The 19,302-nt window shown below is 72.1% G+C and carries 18 protein-coding genes; 14 read left to right on the top strand and 4 right to left on the bottom strand.

Features of this window, described 5'->3' with window-relative positions; all coding sequences use genetic code 11:
* Positions 1 to 25: 25 nt before the first annotated feature.
* Positions 26 to 718 carry a Crp/Fnr family transcriptional regulator gene (locus tag ABZ321_RS50080; protein ID WP_344506284.1) on the bottom strand — a complete coding sequence of 231 codons (693 nt, stop codon included), beginning with the start codon at positions 716 to 718 and terminating at the stop codon, positions 26 to 28.
* Positions 719 to 1,181: 463 nt separating this feature from the next.
* Between ABZ321_RS50080 and ABZ321_RS50075 the strand changes: the two genes are divergently transcribed.
* Both ABZ321_RS50075 and ABZ321_RS50070 read left to right on the top strand, forming a co-directional pair.
* Complete coding sequence (locus ABZ321_RS50075) at positions 1,182 to 1,916, top strand: serine kinase (RefSeq protein WP_354903482.1); 735 nt, start codon at positions 1,182 to 1,184, stop codon at positions 1,914 to 1,916.
* 63 nt (positions 1,917 to 1,979) lie between these two features.
* A complete protein-coding gene (locus tag ABZ321_RS50070) occupies positions 1,980 to 2,477 on the top strand; it encodes a polyadenylate-specific 3'-exoribonuclease AS (RefSeq protein ID WP_344506286.1) in 498 nt (165 codons plus the stop codon).
* On the opposite strand, the gene ABZ321_RS50065 is transcribed toward ABZ321_RS50070, so the two are convergent.
* Complete coding sequence (locus ABZ321_RS50065; RefSeq protein ID WP_354903480.1) at positions 2,461 to 2,940, bottom strand: ABA4-like family protein; 480 nt, start codon at positions 2,938 to 2,940, stop codon at positions 2,461 to 2,463. The two genes, ABZ321_RS50070 and ABZ321_RS50065, sit on opposite strands and share 17 nt — an antisense overlap.
* On the bottom strand, positions 2,940 to 3,905 hold the full coding sequence (locus tag ABZ321_RS50060) for a hypothetical protein (RefSeq protein WP_344506288.1): 966 nt from the start codon (positions 3,903 to 3,905) through the stop codon (positions 2,940 to 2,942). The genes ABZ321_RS50065 and ABZ321_RS50060 overlap by 1 nt, the downstream gene beginning before the upstream one ends.
* 96 nt (positions 3,906 to 4,001) lie before the next feature.
* On the opposite strand from ABZ321_RS50060, the gene ABZ321_RS50055 reads away from it, so the two are divergent.
* From ABZ321_RS50055 to ABZ321_RS50005, 11 genes are all read left to right on the top strand, one after another.
* Positions 4,002 to 4,652: a MerR family transcriptional regulator gene (locus ABZ321_RS50055; protein WP_344506289.1), complete on the top strand. Its 651-nt coding sequence runs from the start codon at positions 4,002 to 4,004 to the stop codon at positions 4,650 to 4,652.
* 156 nt (positions 4,653 to 4,808) lie between these two features.
* Entirely contained in the window at positions 4,809 to 5,837 is a 1,029-nt protein-coding gene (locus tag ABZ321_RS50050) for a 6-phosphofructokinase (protein ID WP_344506290.1), read from the top strand.
* Positions 5,838 to 5,964: 127 nt separating this feature from the next.
* Positions 5,965 to 6,771 (top strand): pyrroline-5-carboxylate reductase, encoded by an 807-nt coding sequence (gene proC, locus ABZ321_RS50045; protein WP_344506291.1) that lies wholly within the window; start codon positions 5,965 to 5,967, stop codon positions 6,769 to 6,771.
* Between the two features lie 127 nt (positions 6,772 to 6,898).
* Positions 6,899 to 7,414: a DUF2199 domain-containing protein gene (locus ABZ321_RS50040; protein WP_354903478.1), complete on the top strand. Its 516-nt coding sequence runs from the start codon at positions 6,899 to 6,901 to the stop codon at positions 7,412 to 7,414.
* A gap of 210 nt (positions 7,415 to 7,624) precedes the next feature.
* Positions 7,625 to 8,707, top strand: coding sequence for an FHA domain-containing protein (locus tag ABZ321_RS50035; protein ID WP_344506293.1), 1,083 nt, complete (start codon positions 7,625 to 7,627; stop codon positions 8,705 to 8,707).
* A gap of 427 nt (positions 8,708 to 9,134) precedes the next feature.
* Complete coding sequence (locus ABZ321_RS50030; protein ID WP_344506294.1) at positions 9,135 to 9,650, top strand: thioredoxin domain-containing protein; 516 nt, start codon at positions 9,135 to 9,137, stop codon at positions 9,648 to 9,650.
* Positions 9,651 to 9,788: 138 nt separating this feature from the next.
* Positions 9,789 to 10,835 carry an acyltransferase gene (locus tag ABZ321_RS50025; RefSeq protein ID WP_344506295.1) on the top strand — a complete coding sequence of 349 codons (1,047 nt, stop codon included), beginning with the start codon at positions 9,789 to 9,791 and terminating at the stop codon, positions 10,833 to 10,835.
* A 101-nt stretch (positions 10,836 to 10,936) separates the two neighbouring features.
* Positions 10,937 to 11,731 (top strand): hypothetical protein, encoded by a 795-nt coding sequence (locus ABZ321_RS50020; protein ID WP_354903477.1) that lies wholly within the window; start codon positions 10,937 to 10,939, stop codon positions 11,729 to 11,731.
* Between the two features lie 34 nt (positions 11,732 to 11,765).
* Positions 11,766 to 12,893 (top strand): hypothetical protein, encoded by a 1,128-nt coding sequence (locus tag ABZ321_RS50015; protein WP_344506297.1) that lies wholly within the window; start codon positions 11,766 to 11,768, stop codon positions 12,891 to 12,893.
* Positions 12,894 to 12,942: 49 nt separating this feature from the next.
* On the top strand, positions 12,943 to 14,430 hold the full coding sequence (locus ABZ321_RS50010; RefSeq protein ID WP_344506298.1) for a hypothetical protein: 1,488 nt from the start codon (positions 12,943 to 12,945) through the stop codon (positions 14,428 to 14,430).
* Positions 14,431 to 14,461: 31 nt separating this feature from the next.
* A complete protein-coding gene (locus tag ABZ321_RS50005; protein WP_344506299.1) occupies positions 14,462 to 15,751 on the top strand; it encodes an AAA domain-containing protein in 1,290 nt (429 codons plus the stop codon).
* A 633-nt stretch (positions 15,752 to 16,384) separates the two neighbouring features.
* Here ABZ321_RS50005 and ABZ321_RS50000 read toward each other — a convergent pair.
* Positions 16,385 to 18,385 carry a GGDEF domain-containing protein gene (locus ABZ321_RS50000; RefSeq protein WP_354903475.1) on the bottom strand — a complete coding sequence of 667 codons (2,001 nt, stop codon included), beginning with the start codon at positions 18,383 to 18,385 and terminating at the stop codon, positions 16,385 to 16,387.
* 200 nt (positions 18,386 to 18,585) lie between these two features.
* Here ABZ321_RS50000 and ABZ321_RS49995 point away from each other — a divergent pair, with 200 nt between their 5' ends.
* Complete coding sequence (locus tag ABZ321_RS49995; protein WP_354903496.1) at positions 18,586 to 19,002, top strand: hypothetical protein; 417 nt, start codon at positions 18,586 to 18,588, stop codon at positions 19,000 to 19,002.
* Positions 19,003 to 19,302 lie beyond the last annotated feature (300 nt).

Raw genomic sequence — 19,302 nt, 5'->3', positions numbered from 1 at the left:
GCAACGCGGTGGTGCGACAGGCAGGTCAGCGGTCGGTCATCCCGGCGCGGCGGCGCAGGGCGCTGAGGTCGGTCACGACGATCCGCCGGCCCTCGGTGCGCAGCCAGCCACGGCTGGCGAACGACCCGATGGCCTGGTTGACGCTCTGCCGCGAGCCACCGGCCATCTCCGCCAGCTGGCTCTGGTTGAGCTCGATGGTCACCATCGGCGCGTTGGTCTCGCCGGCGAGCCGGACGAGGGTCTTGGCGACGCGCCCGGGCAGGTCGAGGAAGACGTGGTCGGCGTTCTGCTCGGTGAGGCGCCGGATGAGCGCGCCGAGCGAGCGCATGACCGCGTCCAGGATTCGCGGGTTGGCGTGGACGAGCTCGATGAACGCGTGCCGGGACAGCGCCAGGGCCTGGCAGTCCTCGATCGCCTCAGCGGACGCGGACCGGGCCGCGCCGTCCAGCAGCGACACCTCGCCGAGCGTGTCGGGCGGGCGGACGACCGACAGGACCGCGCGCTCGCCGGTCGGCGCGGTCCGGAACACCATCACGGCACCGCGCTTGAGCACGATGAGTGACTCGCCCGGATCGTTTTCGACGAACAGCAGCTGGCCCTTGCGGTATGTCCGTGGCACCGCCGCCTGGATGACCCGCTGACGCACATCGGGATCCAAGCCGCTGAACATATCCACGCCGGTCAGTGCGTCGCCGGGATCTGGCAGCCGACCCTCCACGGTCAAACCCCTCCCGGTGCAAACGTTGATCGGTCCCATGATCACCGTAGGTGATCACGAGCACAGTACGGAACTTCTACCAGATCATGACGCGCGTGTCGGAGTCTGTACATCCCCCGCATCGGCTCACCGACAGCCCGCGCATGAGCCCGCAGGCAGGCTAGTGCCAGCACGCGAACCGCTGGGGGGCGGGGTTGGTGTCAGATGCCCGGGGGGCCGGTGGTGCGAGCACCGCTTCCCGGGCATCTGCCTGTTCACCGGGCATGGACGCCGTTGTTGGCGCATAATGCGCAGCGTGGCCCCCGCTGCCGACCAGGTGCACACGACACTGCGCAGGAGTTGGCAGTGCGACCCCGGCCCGTGCATTCCTCTCGGTGAAGACGCCTGGCGGGTCGAGATCGACAACGGCCAATTCGAACCGGATCCGCGTGATGCGGCCCAGTTCGTGGTGAAATGGGCTCCGGTGGCCACGCGGCGTGGCTTCGAGGCCGGCCTGTGCGCCGCCGAGCACCTCGACGCGTCGGGCGTCGGCGCCGGGCGCCCGGTCCGGGCCGCCGACGGCGCGCTCACCACCGCGCTCCCCACGCGCGCGGGTGACGGCGTCATCGCCCTGATGTGCCTGGTCCCCGGCCGCCCGCTGCACGCCGACGACCCGCTCGACCAGTCGTGGTGGGGTGGCGCGCTCGGCGCCGCGCACCGCAGCCTGCGCCGGTTCGTGCACCCCGACCTGGCGAGGTTCCAGGTCGCGGCGGTGCCGGCGGCGGCGCCCCACCTGGCGATGGAGCCGTGGCTCGGCCCGGCCGTGACCGAGACCGCCGCCGTGGTGCGCCGCATCATGGTCACCGACCAGCTCACCTACGGGGTCCGGCACGGCGCGCCGGACGCCGCCCGCTTCCGCCTCGACTCCAGCACCGGGCGGGTCGGACTGGTCGGCTGGGCCGCCGCCGGCACCGGTCCGCTGCTGTACGACCTCGCCCACGCCGTCCTCTGCGCGGGCGGCACCGAGGCGGAGGCCCTGGTCGAGGCGTACGTCCGGGCGGGGCCGGTCCCGGCCGACGAGTGCGCCGCGGTCCTGCCCGCGATGCTCGCGCTGCGCACCGCCGCCCACGCCTCCGCCGTCGCCGAGAGGATCCACACCGGCGGCGGCACACCCCGCGACCACGCCGAGCTGACCAGGATGGCCGCGCTGCTGCTGTGAGCCGACCTTGCGGCCCTACCCTGCCGCCGCACCCCCGGGCGGCGACGGGGCAGGATGGGAGCGGTGTCGGCATATCGCTACTTCTACGACTGTGAGTTCATCGAGGACGGTCGCCTGATCGACCTGGTCTCCATCGGGGTGGTGGACGAGCACGGCCGCGAGTACTACGCGGTCTCCACGGAGTTCGACGGGTCGCGGGCCGTGCCGTGGGTGCGTCGCAACGTCCTGGACAAGCTGCCGTCGCCGGCCGACAAGGCGTGGCGCTCCCGCGAGCGGATCCGCGAGGAGCTGCTCGAGTTCCTCGTCGAGCCGCTGCGCGCCGGCGAGGCCGACGAGCTGGAGCTGTGGGCCTGGTACGCCGCCTACGACCACGTCGCCCTCGCCCAGCTGTGGGGTCCGATGCCGACGCTGCCCCGGGAGATCCCCCGCTTCACCAAGGACCTGCGCCAGCTGTGGGACGAGACGGGCCGGCCGCCCCTGCCGGCGGCGGAGGGACGGCACGACGCGCTCGTCGACGCCAAGCACAACCTCGCCAGGTGGCAGGTCATGCACCCCGCGTAAGCACGTCCTCGTCACGCCGGGCGGGTCCTGCGCCCGGCGTGACGGGCCGCCTCGTCAGCGGGATCCGTAACGCGAGATACAGGGGCAGGCCGATCGGCGAGAGCAGGATCGTCAGCACCAGCAGCGGCGCCATGATCAGCGGGTGGACCCGCCGCTCCCGGCTGTCCAGGTAGATCCAGCGGCCGACGAGCAGGTCCCAGGCGAGGACCTGTGCCCACACGGCGGCGACCACGTCGTCGTCGGCGAACAGCGACCGCACGCCGGCCAGGTCGGGGTTGAGCATCTCCGCGGCGAACTCCGGCAGCACCGGCGCGATCGCGAACGCCCACACGACCAGCGCCGGCAGGGCGATGAACACCGACCCGGCGATCCGCCCCGACCAGCGCCACCCCGGCGCGAAGATCATCAGCACCCAGAACGGCGCGACGACCAGGAACGCGAGCTGGAACAGGGTGTCAGCCATCAGTGGACCTCGCTCAGCATCCGTGCCTCGGCGGCGGTGGGCTCCACGGTACGGGGGCCGCCAAGCGCCCACATCGTGCCCGCGACGGTGGCCAGAAGTACGACGCCCGCGGCGGCGAGGGTCAGCGCGTCGGGGTCCACGATCGACTGGCCGCGCAGCGCCTGCCAGACGATCAGGCCGGTGAGGGCGGCGTACGCGAGGCCGGCGACCGTCACGAGGCGGGCCCGGACCCGGTCGGGGCGCAGACGCGCGAAGCGCCGCGAGGCGAGCGCCAGCAGGAACCCGAGCAGCGGCAGCGCCTGCAGGGCGTGCATGCCGATGAAGTGCCCGGCGCGCAGGTCGCCGCCGGTGGTGCTCCAGCCGACCAGGGGCAGGCCGGGGCCGCCGTCGGCCACGCCGACGCTGTGCGCGCCGACGATCGTGGGCGACTCGCCCGCCGGCAGGTCGAGCTGCGCCTTGGTCGGCATGGTCATGAGGAAGCCGACCATCATGCCGGCGAGGCCGACGATCAGTCCGAAGCGGACCGCCAGGGCGTCCGCCCGGTCCGGCAGCCGCTGGATCAGCAGCAGGACCGCGAGGATCAGCGTGCACACCCAGGCGATCGCGATCGTGGCGCCCATGACGCTGTACAGCGTCGAGTCGAACGGCGTCTGGTTGTTGAAGTGGCTCTGCCGGCCCCGCGCCGCCTGCCCGACGATGATCACGATCTCGGTGGTGAGGGCGGCGACGGACACGGTGCCCAGCCACCAGCCGAGCCGCTGCCGCCGGTCCAGCAGCGACAGCATCCAGGCGATGGTGACGGAGTAGACGGCGATGGAGACCGAGAACTTGAACGGCTTCAGCCAGAGCGGCGCGCCGACCAGCTCGCGGTCGTCGAGGAAGACGCCCGCGCCGGTCAGGACCGCGAGGACGGTCAGCGCCGCGGCGCTGACGACGAGGGGGCGGTGCAGCTGTGCGAGTCGCATCAGAAGCTCCCAGCAAATGGATAGTCGAACTATCGATAGCGTCGCTTTCCACTATTGGAGAGTTACACTATCCGTGTCAACCCTGAGAGGACCCTGATGCGCATCGCTGAGCTGAGCCAGAAGACCGGCGTGCCCGTGCCGACGATCAAGTACTACCTACGGGAGGGGCTGCTCCCGTCCGGCGAGCTGACCAGCCCCAACCAGGCCAGGTATGACGATCGACACGTTCAGCGGCTGCGGCTGGTGCGGGTCCTGCTCGACATCGGACGGTTGCCGATCGCCACCATCCGCGACCTGCTCACCGAGCTCGACCAGCCCGACCCCGACGTGCACGAGGTGCTCGGCCGGGCCCTGCCGGCCTCCGTCGGCACCCGTGAGACCAGTGATCCGGCGATGCTCGCCGCGGCGCACGAACGGGTGGGAACCTTGATCAAGGAGCGCGGCTGGCTGCTGTCGGACAACGCCCGCACCCGGCAGGCCGCGGCCGAGGTCGTCGCCGCGTTTCAGCAGGTCGGCGCCGATGTCGAGCACCTGCTGGAGCAGTACGCGGACCTCGCCGAGCGGATCGCCGTGCACGACCTGCGCTTCGTCGCCCGGGCGGAGGGCAACGAGGGCAAGCTGCACGCCGCCGTCGTCGGCTCGATCCTCGGGGATTCTCTGCTCGCCGCCCTGCGGCGGATGGCGCAGGAGCACGAGTCGGCCAAGATGTTCGGCATCCGAGATGAGAGCTGTGACGACAGCTGTTAGGACGGATGTGCCGACTGGTGCGACGTCGGCGCGTTCAGGAGGAGCGACTACAGTGCGCTGTGAATCGGCAGCGTCGCCAACGAGTGGGACCCTCCGGCTCGGTCGTGCCCGTCAGGGCGGTCGAGCAGCACCGCAACCAGGAAGGCAAGATCTAGCATGCGTATCGGCGTACTGACCGGGGGCGGCGACTGCCCCGGCCTCAACGCGGTCATCCGGGCCGTGGTCCGCAAGGGCATCGCCACCTACGGTCACGAGTTCGTGGGCTTCCGCGACGGCTGGCGTGGCCCCCTTGAGGGCAACACCCGTGAGCTGGGCATCGCTCAGGTCCGTGGCATCCTGCCGCGCGGCGGCACCATCCTCGGCTCCTCCCGGACCAACCCGTTCAAGATCGACGGCGGCGTTGAGAAGATCAAGTCGAACCTGGCCGACCTCGGCATCGACGCGCTCGTCGCGATCGGCGGCGAGGACACCCTCGGCGTCGCGGCGAAGCTGACCGACCTGGGCGTCAACGTCGTCGGCGTGCCGAAGACGATCGACAACGACCTCGGCGCGACCGACTACACGTTCGGCTTCGACACCGCGGTCAACATCGCGATGGAGGCGATCGACCGGCTGCACACCACCGCCGAGTCGCACCACCGCACCCTCGTCGTCGAGGTCATGGGCCGCCACGCCGGCTGGATCGCGCTGCACGCCGGCCTCGCCGGTGGCGCCAACGTCATCCTCCTGCCGGAGCGGCAGTTCGACGTCGACCAGGTCGCCGGTTACGTCGAGAAGCGCTTCCAGACGCAGTACTCGCCGATCGTCGTCGTCGCCGAGGGCGCCCAGCCGCTCGACGGCCAGATGGTGCTGCACAACCAGGAGCTCGACTCGTTCGGCCACGTCCGCCTCGGCGGCATCGGCCAGTGGCTCGCCGAGCAGCTGGAGGCGAAGACCGGCAAGGAGGCCCGCACCGTCGTGCTCGGCCACATCCAGCGCGGCGGCACGCCGACCGCGTTCGACCGGGTCCTCGCCACCCGCTTCGGCCTGGGCGCGATCGACGCCGTCCACGAGGGCGACTTCGGCAAGATGGTGGCGCTGCAGTCCACCGACATCGTCCGCGTGCCCCTCGCCGACGCGACCCGTGAGCTCAAGACCGTCCCGGTCGAGCGCTACACCGAGGCCGAGGTCTTCTTCGGCTCCTGAGCCCGTCGCGGGCCCGGTCGTCATGACCGGGCCCGCGCCATGTCCGTCTTCGAACGTTCGGCGAGAACACTCGTCGAACTCTCGTCGAACTCTCGTCGGACTTTCGTCGAACTGAGGAGTGGGGTACGTGCGGACCATCGCCGTTCTCGGTGCGGGCAAGCTCGGTGAGGTGCTGCTGTCCGGGTTGCTGCGGGCCGGCTGGCCCGCCGACCGGCTCCTGGCCACCGCCCGCCGGCCCGAACGGGCCAAGGAGCTGCAGGAGCGCTACGGCATCCAGGTCGTGGACAGCGTCACCGCGCTGCAGACCGCCGACGTGCTCACCGTCGCGGTGAAGCCGCAGGACGCCGGCGCGCTGCTGGCGGAGCTCGGCCCCAAGCTGCCCCCGGGCAAGCTCGTCGTGTCGCTCTGCGCCGGCCTGCCCACCTCGTTCTTCGCCAGGCACCTGCCCGACGGCACCCCGGTCGTCCGCGTGATGACCAACACGCCCGCCCTCGTCGACGAGGCGATGACCGCGATCTCGGCCGGCCCGCACGCCACCGCCGAGCACCTCGCGCTCACCGAGGAGATGTTCCGCCCCCTCGGCCGCACCATCCGCGTCCCCGAGTCGCAGCAGGACGCCGTCACCGCCCTGTCCGGCTCCGGCCCCGCGTACTTCTACTTCCTCGTCGAGGCGATGACCGACGCCGGCATCCTCCTCGGCCTGCCGCGCCAGGTCGCGCACGACCTCATCGTGCAGACCGCGATCGGCTCGGCGGTGATGCTGCGCGAGTCGGGCGAGCACCCCGTCAAGCTCCGCGAGGCCGTGACCTCCCCGGCCGGCACCACCATCAACGCCATCCGCGAGCTGGAGAATCATGGCGTGCGGGCAGCGTTCCTCGCCGCCCTCGAAGCCGCCCGCGACCGCGCCCGCGAGCTCGCCGCGCAGAGCGGTTGAAAGCCGCCCGCGACCGCGCCCGGGAGCTCGCCGCGCAGAGCGGTTGAAAGCCCGCCCGGGAGATCGCCGCGCGGAGTGGTTGAAAGCCCGCCCGGGAGATCGCCGCGCGGAGTGGTTGAATCTGCCGGTGACCGTCACCTGTACGTGCTGCGGCACGGAGCTCGGCGACGTGCCGAGCATGTGGTCGTTCTCCGCCCCCGACACCTGGGGCGTCCCGGGCGTCGGGGGAGCGTCGTTCCTGGAGGAGGAGCTCTGCTTCGTGGAGCTGCCCGACCTCGATGAGCAGCACTTCTTCCTCCGGGCACTGATCGAGGTCCCGGTCCGCGGCGGCAGCTCCCCGTCGGAGCCGGGCGCGCTCACGTACAGCGTCTGGGTCAGCCTCAGCCCGGCCGGCTTCGCCCGCGCCGTCGAGCAGTGGGAGGACCCCGGCCGCGCCGCCGAGCCGCCGTTCTTCGGCCAGCTCGCCAACCGTATCCCCGGCCACCCCGAGACGCTCCGGCTGCGGGTGCGGGTCCACACCCGCCCGCCCGGCCTGCGGCCCCTCGTCGAGATCCGCGCCCACGACCACCCCCTCGCGGTGTGGCAGCGCGACGGCATCCCCGCGCACGAGCTGCCGGCGGTCGCGGCCGCCTGCGGCGGCTGACAGTTCGTTCATTCAGGCATTCACCCGTATCAGGGGCGATCCCGTGCCCGTACCGTTACATGCAGTGAAGCTGATGTATGCCGCGACCGGGTGGCCCCCCTCCGGTCGCGCGCCCCGCGCTCGGTGCACTTCCCCAGCCGACGAGCGCGGCGTGAAGCTCGCCGTCGGCCGCAGAGGTGGTCGACGGCGGCTTTGCGGCATGATAACCGGGTGCGATTCGAAACCAGCCGCGCGCTCGACGCGGTCGAGCGGAGACTGAGCGTCGACCCCCTCGCAGCCGGCGGGGTCATCGACCTGGTGGAGGCGGCCCGCAGCGTCGACCTCGACGGCGGCCGGCCGGCCGCCCTGCTGCGCCTCGGCTTGTTCGTCGACGCCCTGAGCCGGCAGCTCGGCGACGGCGGCGTCGGCCTGTACGCCGTGGCCGAACGCGGCGCCATGTCCGACACTGACTTCACGTCCAACGAGCGCATGGTCCTGCGCCGCTGGTCCGACGACGGGCTGATCGAGATGCTGCCGCCGGGCGCCCGGCCGGCCGCCAGGGCGCGGGAGGTCGCCGCGCTGACCGGCCTGCCGCTGATCAGCCGCACGCCCCTGCCCGGCCACCCCGGCCCGGTGTACCTCACCACCGGCGCGTCCGGCGGGATGGAGCTCACCCTCGCCCCGTCCACGGGGTCGTCGCCGCGGCCGCATCCCGTGCTCAGCCGGTACTGGCGCTGCGGCGCCACCGACTGCCCGACCTTCGGCCGCCAGCCCGCGGCCGGCGCCGGCCAGCCACCCCCGGCCCTGCCGAGCGGCGCCCCCGTCTGCCCGCGCCACGGCGAGCGCCTCATCGACGCGGGCCCCCGCCCCGTCGCCATGACCATGGCGGTCCGCATCGACGGCACCGTCCGCGCCCGCTTCCCCCTTACCTCCGCCCGCCCCGTCGTCGTCGGCCGCGCCCCCGACGAGCCCGGCGGCATCACCATCGGCAACTGGCTCACCGACGAGTCCACCCGCCGCGTCAGCCGCAACCACGTCCGCCTGGAGCTCCGCGACGGCATGGTCCTCGTCACCGACGTCAGCACCAACGGCGCCGGCCTGCTCGCCCGCACCGGCTCCTCGGTCCCGCCCCGCGAGGTCGACCTCCACCGCGGCGAGCCCAAGGCGATGGGGGAGTGGGACGAGGTCGAGCTGTACCCGGAGGTCACCGTCGGTCGCGCCGACCGCCCGCCGGCCTCCGTCGCCAAGGGCGGCGCACCCAACTCGGTCATGGCCGACGCCCCCACCATCGCCCTCCGCCTGCCCAAGCAGTAGCCACCCCGGAACTGCCGCAAGCACCCGGACGACAGCTGCCAGAAGTCCTGGCCGCAGACATCCGGACGGCCGCTGCCCGAAGTCCTGACGCGACCCCGGACGGCCGCTGCCCGGATAAGTCCAGGCGCAAGCGCCTGGACTTATCCGACATTTCGGATTTGTCGGGTGGAGTGGGGCGCCGCGCGGGCAAGAGATGGTCAACAACGCCGAGGTGCCGGGAGCCGCGCGGGCGGGAGACGTGGTCAACGACGCCGAGGTGCACGGGCGTGTCGCTCGGGGGAGCCGCGCGGGCGGCAGATGCGGGCGTGGGCGGGGGAGACGGGCGCCGTTCGGGAGATGTGAGCGGGCGGTGTGAAGCGGCCGCGGCGCCGGGGTTGGGAGCGGATCGGGTCGACTAGAGCATGCCGCGGTGGGCAGGTGCGTCGGCATGGACAACGACCACGCGCAGGGCCCGGCCGACGCACCGCTCACCCTGCTCGAGTACGGGGACTACCAGTGCCCGTCCACGGGCCGGGCGTTCGGCGTCGTGGAGCGCCTCCAGCTGCACTTCGCCGAGCGGTTGCGCTTCGTGTTCCGGCACTTCCCGATGGTCGACCAGCACCCGCGGGCGATGCCGGCGGCGCTGCTCGCGGAGGCGGCCGCCGACGCCGGGTCGTTCTGGGGCATGCACGCGCTGCTCCTGTCGCACCAGAACAGCCTCGAGGACCCCGACCTGTCCCGGTACGCGGAGCAGTTCGGCCTCCCCGGCACCGGCGGCACCCGCGTGCACTACGAACGCGTCGACGCCGACCTGGCCGCCGGGCGCGCCGCGGGGGTGACCCGGACGCCGGCGTTCTTCGTCAACGGTGTCCCGCACGAGGGCGGGTTCGACTTCGGTTCGCTGGTCACGGCGATCGAGCAGGCGGCCGTACAGGCGACCGAAAAGGCCGTCGAGAAGGGGTAAACGGGTGAGATCCGGGTGAACAGCGTCGATTGCCGGAAGAGTAACGGGTTGTCCTCCCTAGGATCTTTGAGAATAAACACAGCCAATTTTGAGCTGAACCAAGGTTGCCGCTAAGACCGTCAGGGCAACCTGTAGGGGATGCGGAACCGGTACGTAGACCTCCTGCGAGCCGTCGCGATCGTCCGGGTGGTGACCTATCACACACTCGGCTTCGCGTGGCTGACCGTCGCGTTCCCGGCCATGGGCCTGATGTTCGCGCTCGGCGGCTCCCTCATGGCCGCCTCCCTCGACCGATCCGAAGGCTTCGGGCTGAAGGCGATCGGGCGCCGCATGCGCCGCATCGTCGTGCCGTTCTGGGTGCTCGGCGCGTTCGCAGTCGTCCTCATGTCGTTCATGGGCGGGCTCGAACACACGTGGCGCCTGGTGCTGTGGTTCGTGCCCCTCGACGATCCGCCCACGTCGGAGAAGGGCGGCGTCTGGTTCAGCCAGATCTGGTACGTCCGGTCCTACCTCTGGTTCATCATCGCGTCGCCGGTACTGCTGTGGCTGTACCGCAAGGCGCCCATCCCGGCGGTGCTCGTGCCGTTCGGCGTCCTGGTCGCGCTGTGGGAGACCGGGCACGGCAGCGGCGGAATGGTCCGCGACTTCTTCATGTACGCGCCGATGTGGATGCTCGGGTTCGCCCACCACGACGGCACCCTCCAGCGGATCTCGAAGAAGATCCTCTGGCCGGCGTGCCTGGTCATGGGCGGCATCGGCCTGTTCATGCTCTACACCAACCCCGGCCCGCGCGGGTACGACATGAACGACCTCCCGGTCGCCGACGTGCTGTGGTCGACCGCGTTCCTGCTGGTGATGCTGAACGCCGCACCGGCCGCGCTGAGCCTGGGCGCCGCCGAGCCGGCCGTCGAGGCGATCAACCGGCGGGCGCTGACCATCTACCTGTGGCACGAGGCGGTCATCACCGCCGTCCGGCTCGCGGCGGTCGCCGCCGGCGTGTCGCTGCTCGGCCCGTACGGCGGACTGCTCCAGATCGTGCTCGTGTTCGCCCTGGTCACGCTCGTGGTCCTGGGGCTCGGCTGGGTCGAGGACCTCGCCGCCAGGCGCAAGCCGAAGCTCATCCCACTGCCCAGCCGGGCTCCGGCCGGCCGGCTGGAGGACCAGCGGCAACCGGTGCCGGCGTAGGCCGCCCGCCGGGTGGCGAACCGGACGAACCAGAAATTGCAAGGCGACACGCCGACACTGGTCTTTGCTGGAACTTGCTGGAACCAGCTACCGTGCCGTTCGTGTCCGAACCGATCACCATCGAGATGCTCGAGCGGCAGATCGACCGGTTGCGTGGCGAGCTGCGAAGGGCCGCCACCACCGGTGACCGGATGCAGGCCCGTGCCCTGCGGGCCGAGCTGCGCCAGGCGGAGCACGCCTGGGACGACGCCCTCGCCGACCTGGAGGACCAGGCCAGGCCGGCGCCGCAGCCGGTACACAAGCCGATGCTGTCGATCCGGGAACAGGTGCATCACGCGCTGACCCTGCTCACGGTGCCGGCGGCGCCGAAGCTCATCATCGCCGTCCACGACGCCTTCTTCCCGGGCGAACTCGTCGCGGCGCGCCTCACCAGCCTGCGGCGCGACGAGGAACGCTCGTTCCGCGTCCAGCCGTTCGGCCGGCCGTACTACCTCTGCCCGGCGCTGACCGCGGACCTGCTGTCACCGGCGCGCGGGCTCCTCGCGCTGTCCACCTGGCCCCTCGAGACCCGGGTGGTCGGGCCGCTCAGCGCCCGCGTCGACTTCCTCATCGGCGCGATCAAGGTCGCCCAGCGGGTGGCGCAGCTGCCCGAGGACGCTCACGACGCCCGCCGGCTGCTGTGGCGGTTCGCCGCCAGCATCCCCGGCGCGGGTGGCGCCGGGATCACCCCTGAGTCAGTCGCCGAACTGGCCCAGGCCGAGCTGGACGTGCACCTGGACGCCGACACCGCGGACCGCGCCGCGGCGGCCATACGAGCACAGGAACGCCTGGACGGATCCGAGGCGCTCTTCGGCGCCCGGTTGCAGCGCCTCCGTCGTACCGCGAGCAAAGCATGAAACCGCGAACTGCTTCCCCGAAAGAAGACCGCTCATGGACCCACTGGTCGACCGGTTGGACCGCATCCGTGGCACGGTGGCGCCGCGCAACCACAACGCGCGGACCATCGCGGCGCTCACCAGCAACCCGGGGTGCGGCCGCCGTGGACTGATGGACGCCGCCGGGGTCAACAAGGGCGCCGTCGCCGGGCAGCTCGGCTTCCCCGCCGGCTTCGGCCAGTCCAGGTTCGCGATCGCCCGCGGCAACGCGTTCGAGGCGCAGGTGAAGGCCGACGGCGCCGCCGAGCTGCTGCAGCTGCTCCGCGAGCGGCTCGGCCTGGCGATCCCCGAGGTCGCCTACGACGACCTGTCCAACGTCGGCGGCAACGCCAGCCGCGAGGTGCGGTACGCGCGGACGAAGGCGCTGCTCGCGCGGGCCGCCGCCGACCGCGACGACGCCGGGACGCTGTTCGACCACCCGATGCTGCGGCTGGAGATCGCCGGCTACTACGCGTACCTCGAACCGGACCTCATCGCGTTCCGGGCCGGCGGGAAGTTCCACGTGGTCGAGATCAAGTCGTTCGCGGTCATCGACGGCCAGGCCGACCCGGGGAAGACCGCCGCCGCGGCGACCCAGTCCGCGGTGTACGTGATGGCCATGCGCGAGCTGCTCGCCGAGCTCGGCCACCCGGAGGACACGGTGTCGCACAACGTCGTCCTCGTCTGCCCGGAGAACTTCGCGAACCGGCCGACCGCCACCCTCGTCGACGTGCGCAAGCAGCTGACCGTGCTGCGGCGGCAGCTGTCCCGGCTGACCCGCCTGGAAGCGATCCTCGACGCGCTGCCGGCCGGGCTCACCTTCGACCTCGCCTACGACAGCGAGCAGCAGGCCACCCGCCCCGCCGACGAGCTGCGCAAGGCCGTCAGCACGATCGACGCCCGGTACAGCCCGGACTGCCTCGGCACGTGCGAGATGGCGTTCTTCTGCCGCGACGAGTCGGCCGGGTCGACGTCCGCGCTGGGCCGCTCGGTACGCGACGACCTCGGCGGGGTGGAGAGCATCGGCACGGTCCTCGGCCTGGCCCGCGGGACGCTGACGCCGGGCGCCGGCCAGGAGGAGATCGCCGGCCTGCTGCGCTTCGCGCACAAGCTGCGCACCGAGTGCCTCGACGGCATCGGCTGACCCCCGTGAGCAACCTTCCCGAGCTGCGCGAGCTGTGTGAGCCGGCGACGTGAGCATCCTTACGGCCCTCGCCAGGGCGGAGGCGGTCGAGTCCGGCAAGGCGCAGCCACTGACCACGGTCCGGCACACGCACATCGCCGCGAACCCCCTCGTCCTCGTGCCGCTCAGCCTCGCCGGTGAGGCGGCCGCGCCCCTCGCCGCGATCGTCGGCACCGACCCGGCCGAGCCGCGGGTGCTCGTCGTCGCCAACCCCCGCGACCGCACCCAGCGCTTCGACTTCGTCGCCGAGCTCGCCCGCGTCGTGCTGTCCTACGTGGACGGCTGCGCGCGCAGCGTCGACTCGGCCGCGTCCGGCACGAAGCTGCGGTACGCCGAGGCCCCGCAGGTCATCGTCCCCAACCGGGGCGGGATCGAGTTCGTGCGCCTGCTGGGCCGCTCGACCAGGTTCCGCCGGCCGTTCGGGCCGTACCCCGTACACCGGACCGTGCCGATCCTCGGGCAGTGGCTGACGTTCCTGCGGGAACGCGCCGACCACCCCGGCTCGTCGATGCTCCTGGCCATGACCGAGGTCCTCGGCAACCACTGGGCGACCGGGCAGAGCGGCCTGGAGGACGCCAACCTCGCCGCCCTGCTCGGCTGGATCGACCCGCCCGGCGGCCTGGACGGCGCCGCCGCCGCCGCGCTCGCCGAGGACCCGCTGCGCTCACCGCCGGCCGGGCCGAGCACCGACCCGACGTTCGACAACGAGATCCTCGCGCCGGCGCTCGCCGCCGTCGCCCGGTCCGACGGCGACGACTTCGCCCGGGAGCGGGCCCTCGCGGCGCTGACCGCGGCCGTCGCCGACCAGATGCAGCCCACGTGGGACCTCACCTGGCAGGCCGTCCGGCTCCTGCGGGCCCGGTCCGCCGGCGCGTCCGTCGAGACCCGCTGGGCCATGGACCGCGACGTCTTCACCATGTACCACATGGGCCTCGCCGACGGGACCGCGCTGCCGCAGCCCCGGCGGGACAGCGCGGTCGCCGCCGCCGGCCGCCTCGACCGGCTCGAACGCGAGCAGGCCCGGTTCGACGCGCAGCGGGCCCTCGACGACCCGCTCGTCATGGCCGAGTTCCGGCTGTCCGGGGAGGCCTTCACCGGTACCGTCGTCGCCGCGTCACCGAACCGGGTCGACACGTCGGGCAAGAAGGCGGCGCTGCGCCCGCACATCACCGTCCAGACGGACGACCCGGTGCGGCTCGAGCCGGGCGCGCTGCTGGTCTCCCCGGCGCGCCTCGCCCAGCAGGCGATGGTCGTGGAGGTGTCCAGCGTGGACGTCACCCTGGAGCTGTCGAAGGGCATGGGCCGCTCCACGAAGCAGCCGGCGCCGGGGTCGGTGCCGGCAGTGGGGGAGCGCGTCACGTACGGGCCGGTCACCGACGCGTACCAGCCGCCGGGCCGCTTCCCGAGCCGCGACGACACCCCGTGGACGCACGGCGGCCCGCCGCCGGCGGTCGAGTACGGCCCCAGCGAGAACGACGCCGTGGAGGACTGGTCATGAGGTTTCTGCCCGACGTTGTGGAGGGTCGGTCGTGACCGGCGTCATCGAGGACATCCTGCGTGACTTCGGTTCGGCCGCCGGGCGTGGCGTCGTGGTCGACTCCCCGCCCGGTGCCGGGAAGTCGACGCTGGTGGTGCGCGCCGCTCGTACATTGGCGGAATCCGGCGAACGGCTGATGGTGGTCGCCCAGACCAACGAGCAGGTCGACGACCTCATCGACCGGCTCGCCACCGTCGCGCCGACCCTCGCCATCGGCCGGCTGTCCGCGTCGACCTACGTCCCCGCCCAGCGCGTCATCAGGCACGGCACCGTCACCGTCAGCGGCGCCGTCAGCGACATGAACGCCAGCGCCGTCACCATCGGCACCGCCGCGAAGTGGGCCACGGTCACCGACGGCAGCTGGGAGCGGGCGATCGTCGACGAGGCGTACCAGATGCGCTCCGACATGCTGTTACGCGTCGCCGGCCGCTTCTCCCGCGCGCTCTTCGTCGGCGACCCCGGCCAGCTGGACCCCTTCTCCGTCGTCGCCGTGGAACGCTGGGCGGGCCTGTCCTGGGACCCGATGCAGAGTGCGGTCGCGGTCCTGCTGCGGCACAACCCCGAACTGCCCGTCCACCGCCTGCCCGTGTCGTGGCGCCTCCCGCCGTCGGCCGCGTCGGTGGTGTCCTCGGCGTTCTACCCGTTCACGCCGTTCGAGGCCGGCACGAAACCGCTGGACCGCCGCCTGGAGTTCGCCGCCCGTGCCCTCGGCGGCGACCACGGTCTCGATGCGACCCTGGAGACCGCCCGCCGGACCGGCTGGGCGCTGCACGAACTCCCGGCCCGGCACACGGTGCGCACCGACCGGGAGGCGGTCGCCGCGATCGCCGCCCTGGTGAACCGGCTGCTGCAGCGCGGCCCCGTCGCCTACTCCGAGCACGCCCCGGACGGCCGCCCCGTCACCGTCGACCGGATCGCCGTCGGCGCCGCCCACCGCGACCAGGTCGCCGCGATCCGCCAGGCCCTGGCCGGCACCGCCGCCACCGACGTCACGGTCGACACCGCGAACCGCCTCCAGGGCCGCGAGTACGACGTCACCGTCATCCTGCACCCCCTCTCCGGCCGCCGCGACGCGAGCGCCTTCCACCTGGAGGCCGGCCGCCTGTGCGTGCTCGCCTCCCGCCACCGCCACGCCTGCGTCGTCGTCGCCCGGGCCGGCATCGCCGAGCTCCTCGACACCCACCCGTCCGCCGAACCCGTCCACCTGAACGTCCCGGTCCGCTTCCCCGACGGCTGGGAGGCCAACCAGGCCATGCTCGCCCACCTGCAGGACAGCCACTGACGACGGCTTGCGGTCCGTGAACCGGCGGTTGCTGGATTCTCTTTCGCGACGGATTCCGTGCGGGTCCCCGCCACTCGAGCATCCGCAGCGCGTCCCCGGTCCGGAGCACCACCCTTTTCACAGACATTGATCAATGCCCCGAATTGCCCCTTCTTCGGGATAGACGTTGCGCGATCCACCCCCAAAACAAAGATCGAACTGTGGGTGGATCGCGCACTGTCTATCGCGCAAAGGGGGCAAAGTAGGGCATTGACCAACATCTGTGCGCCGACGTGCGGCATCTGCGCGAGGCGACCCGCCTGCCCCAGGTCCGCGCTGCGATCGCCGCTTGACACGCCGGCGACGACCGCGCGGACGCTGCCCGTCGACCTGACCACGAACCTGTTACTGCGTCCGCGAGATGTGGTGTCACCGGGGTCGCGCGGACACCGCCCGTCGACGTGACCACGAACCTGTTGCGGCGTCCGCGAGATGTGGTGTCACCGGGGTTCGGAGTCCGGTCGGGTCGGCGTGGTGGCGGAAGTGGGGGCACGGCCGGTGGTGCTGGACCGCTTCTGCACCGTAGCACGGGTGATCTAATTGATCTGGGCGATGTTGCTCGCCGTGAAGTGTCGGTGACGGAATGGGTCGGGGTCAGTTGTAGACGGTGGTGAGCAGGCGTTTTGCCTCGTACATGGCGGTGTCGGCGCGGTGCAGGACGTGTTGGGGTTCCTCGGCGAGGTGGAAGCGGGTGCCGCCGACGCTGGCGCGGGCGGTGACCGACGAGGAGCCGCGCACGGCGATCGGTTCGGTGAAGGCGGCCCGGATCCGCTCCGCCAGGTCCGGTACGCCGGAGGCGCCCAGCGTGCCGTGGGTGAGCACGACGAACTCGTCGCCGCCGAGGCGGGCCACCAGGTCGCCGGTGCGGACGCAGGCGCCCAGGCGGCCGGCTACGGCGGTGAGCAGCTCGTCGCCGGCGGCGTGGCCGAGGGTGTCGTTGACGGACTTGAAGCCGTCGAGGTCGATGAAGAGCACGGCGCCCTCGCCGGCGCTGAGGGCGGCGTCGAGCGCGGACATGAACGCGCGGCGGTTCGCCAGGCCGGTGAGGGCGTCGACGTGGGCCAGGCGCCAGGTCTCGTCGAGCAGCTCGCAGGTGCGCAGGACCGTGGCGGCCTGGTCGGCGACGCCGGCCATCCGGTTGGTGATCTCGCGGGCCCGGGCGGTGCACTGCGGGGTGTCGTAGGCGGCGACGAGGATGCCGTACGGGTGGTCCGGCAGCGCGATGTCCACGATGATCATCATGTCGTGGCCGAAGGTGTCGAGCATCGCGCGGATGAACGGCTCGTCGCTGGTGCTGTCGTAGACGCGGGGCTGGCCGGTGCCGTCGCGGAAGCGGTCGAAGAGGGCGGTGTCCTGCGGGGACACGGTGAGGTTGCGTGCCTTGCGGAGCCGGCCGTCGCCGGCGCCCGCGTTGGCGACCATGCGGAGCTTGCCGCGCTGGTGCAGCAGTACCGTGGCGGAGTCGGCACCCATGACGGACTTGACGGCGTCGGCGGTGAACTCGGCGACCTCGGTCGAGGTCCGGGCCAGGGTGAGCTGGCGGGCGAGCGCCAGGAGGCTCTCCGCGGTCCGCTGCCGCTCGGCCGCCGTCTCCAGCGCCGACAGCGCGTCGAGGGCGACGGCCGCGAGGTTCGCGTAGGCGTCGAGCATGCGGCGCTCGGCGTCGAAGAAGTCCTCGCAGTACGCGACGAGGTACCCGTAGTAGCGGTTCGGTGAGGCGATGTCGGCGACGATCGTGCCGGCGAAGCTGGTCGGCGGCGCGTCGGTGAGCACGGCGATCTCGGCGTCGGTGAGCCCGTAGCCGTGCACCTGCCGCGGCTGGTCCGGCGCGGGGGAGGCGACCAGCAGGAACGCCTGGGCGTTCACCGCGTAGCCGGCCCGGTCGGCGACGAGCGCGAGGGCCCGCTCCGGCTGCTCGGCGGCGACCAGCTCGGCGACCGTGCGCTGCAGCAGCTCCATCCTGCCGGCGAGGATGTCGTCGGCGGCGTCGTCGCGGTGGCGGCCCCGCCACAGCCAGGAGAACAGTCGGCGCTGCCGCCAGCGGACGGTGTAGACGCATGCCTCGGCGCCGCGGACCTGGCACACGTCGTGGGTGACGGTGGCGGCGGGCAGGCCGAAGAGCGCCGGCAGCTGGGTGAGCAGCCCGCGGGTGTAGTCGCAGTCGTAGCGGCTGGGCTGGTAGCCGTTGCGCAGCCGGTACCGGACGCTGGCCGTGCCGTGCCCGGTGGAGAGCGTGGACATGTCGGCGGCGGCGTTGAACTTGGCGCTGGTGGTCGCGATGAGCCGGATGAGCTGGGTGGGGCCGCCGAGCAGCAGCAGGCCGAGCCGCAGCGGGGTGTTGACGGAGTACGACAGGATGCTCTGCCCCACGCGCAGCCCGACGGACTCGTCGCCGAGGGCCTGCGCGGCCGCCGCGAAGACGTTGATCTTCGTCTCGTAGGACCACCAGCGGCGGGCGTCGTCGTACGCCTCGGGCGGCTCGTGTTCGCCGGCGAGGTTGAGCACGTGCGTGACCGCGGTGTCGCCGCCCCTGGCGCGCACGTACCGGATGATGGTGCGCAGGGTGACACCGGCCGTCTCGCGGATCTGTTCCATGGCGCCTCCGGTGCTCGACATCGGCGCGGTGCGGGTGCGGCTGAGGCGTTCCCCCGCGAGGACTGGGTAAGACTGCTCACATGGATGGCGAGCGGCCGGCGAACGAGCGTAATGAACGGCCGACGAACGTGGGTGACGAGCGGCCGGCGAACGAGCGTAACGAGCGGCCGGCGAACGTGCATGGTGGGCGGGTGGAGGACGTGGACGGCGGGCGGGACGAGCCGCTGATCGTGGTTGACGGCGCCAACGTCGTCGGATCCGTGCCCGACGGCTGGTGGCGGGACCGGCGTGGGGCGGCCACCCGGCTCCGGGACGCCCTGGCCGCGCGGGACGCCGCCGCGCTGCCCCCGCCGCTGCTCGGCGCGGTGACCCTGGTGGTGGAGGGCGCCGCCCGCGGCGTGCCGCCGGTCGCGGGCGTGCACGTGGAAGACGCGCCGCGATCCGGTGACGACCACATCGTCGCGCTCGTCGCCGACAATGTCGGTCACCGGCCGGTCGTGGTGGTCACCGCCGACCGGGAGCTCCGCGAACGGGTGCGCGAGCTCGGTGCGAGTATTGTCAGCCCTGGCGAGTTGCGCGCCTCGATCCCATATGGTGGACGACGAGATTCTATCTAGTGGATAGGATTTGTCGTCAACATGTGCGCACTTCGGCATGGTTCCGGTGATCGGCGACGACCGGGCGGTCTCAATATGCGGGAAGGGATTGACCCGTCGCCGTACGGTGACCAGGCTGGACTCGTAGACGTGTCGTGAATGGCCGGTGAATGTCGGCCGAAAACATCAGACGAATTGTCATCGATCAATTCTGTGCGGCAGGTTACAGCTCTGTCGCTATGGGTGATGATGCTGGTAAGGTCGGTCCCATGTGCCTTGAGGTACACGTTGACCCGGCGTGGGTCTCGCGACGTGCACACC

This window comes from Dactylosporangium sp. NPDC006015 (genome assembly GCF_040614215.1).
Lineage (GTDB): Bacteria > Actinomycetota > Actinomycetes > Mycobacteriales > Micromonosporaceae > Dactylosporangium > Dactylosporangium maewongense.
Note: the sequence above shows the minus strand (reverse complement) of the source record. Positions and strands in the feature narration are given on the sequence as shown.

Coding starts and splice junctions, on each gene's coding strand:
- ABZ321_RS50065 (WP_354903480.1), bottom strand. CDS start 2,940: ATGGCTGACACCCTGTTCCAGCTCGCGTTCCTGGTCGTCGCGCCGTTC.
- ABZ321_RS50015 (WP_344506297.1), top strand. CDS start 11,766: ATGGACCCACTGGTCGACCGGTTGGACCGCATCCGTGGCACGGTGGCG.
- ABZ321_RS50025 (WP_344506295.1), top strand. CDS start 9,789: ATGCGGAACCGGTACGTAGACCTCCTGCGAGCCGTCGCGATCGTCCGG.
- ABZ321_RS50000 (WP_354903475.1), bottom strand. CDS start 18,385: ATGGAACAGATCCGCGAGACGGCCGGTGTCACCCTGCGCACCATCATC.
- ABZ321_RS50055 (WP_344506289.1), top strand. CDS start 4,002: ATGCGCATCGCTGAGCTGAGCCAGAAGACCGGCGTGCCCGTGCCGACG.
- ABZ321_RS50060 (WP_344506288.1), bottom strand. CDS start 3,905: ATGCGACTCGCACAGCTGCACCGCCCCCTCGTCGTCAGCGCCGCGGCG.
- ABZ321_RS50030 (WP_344506294.1), top strand. CDS start 9,135: ATGGACAACGACCACGCGCAGGGCCCGGCCGACGCACCGCTCACCCTG.
- ABZ321_RS50050 (WP_344506290.1), top strand. CDS start 4,809: ATGCGTATCGGCGTACTGACCGGGGGCGGCGACTGCCCCGGCCTCAAC.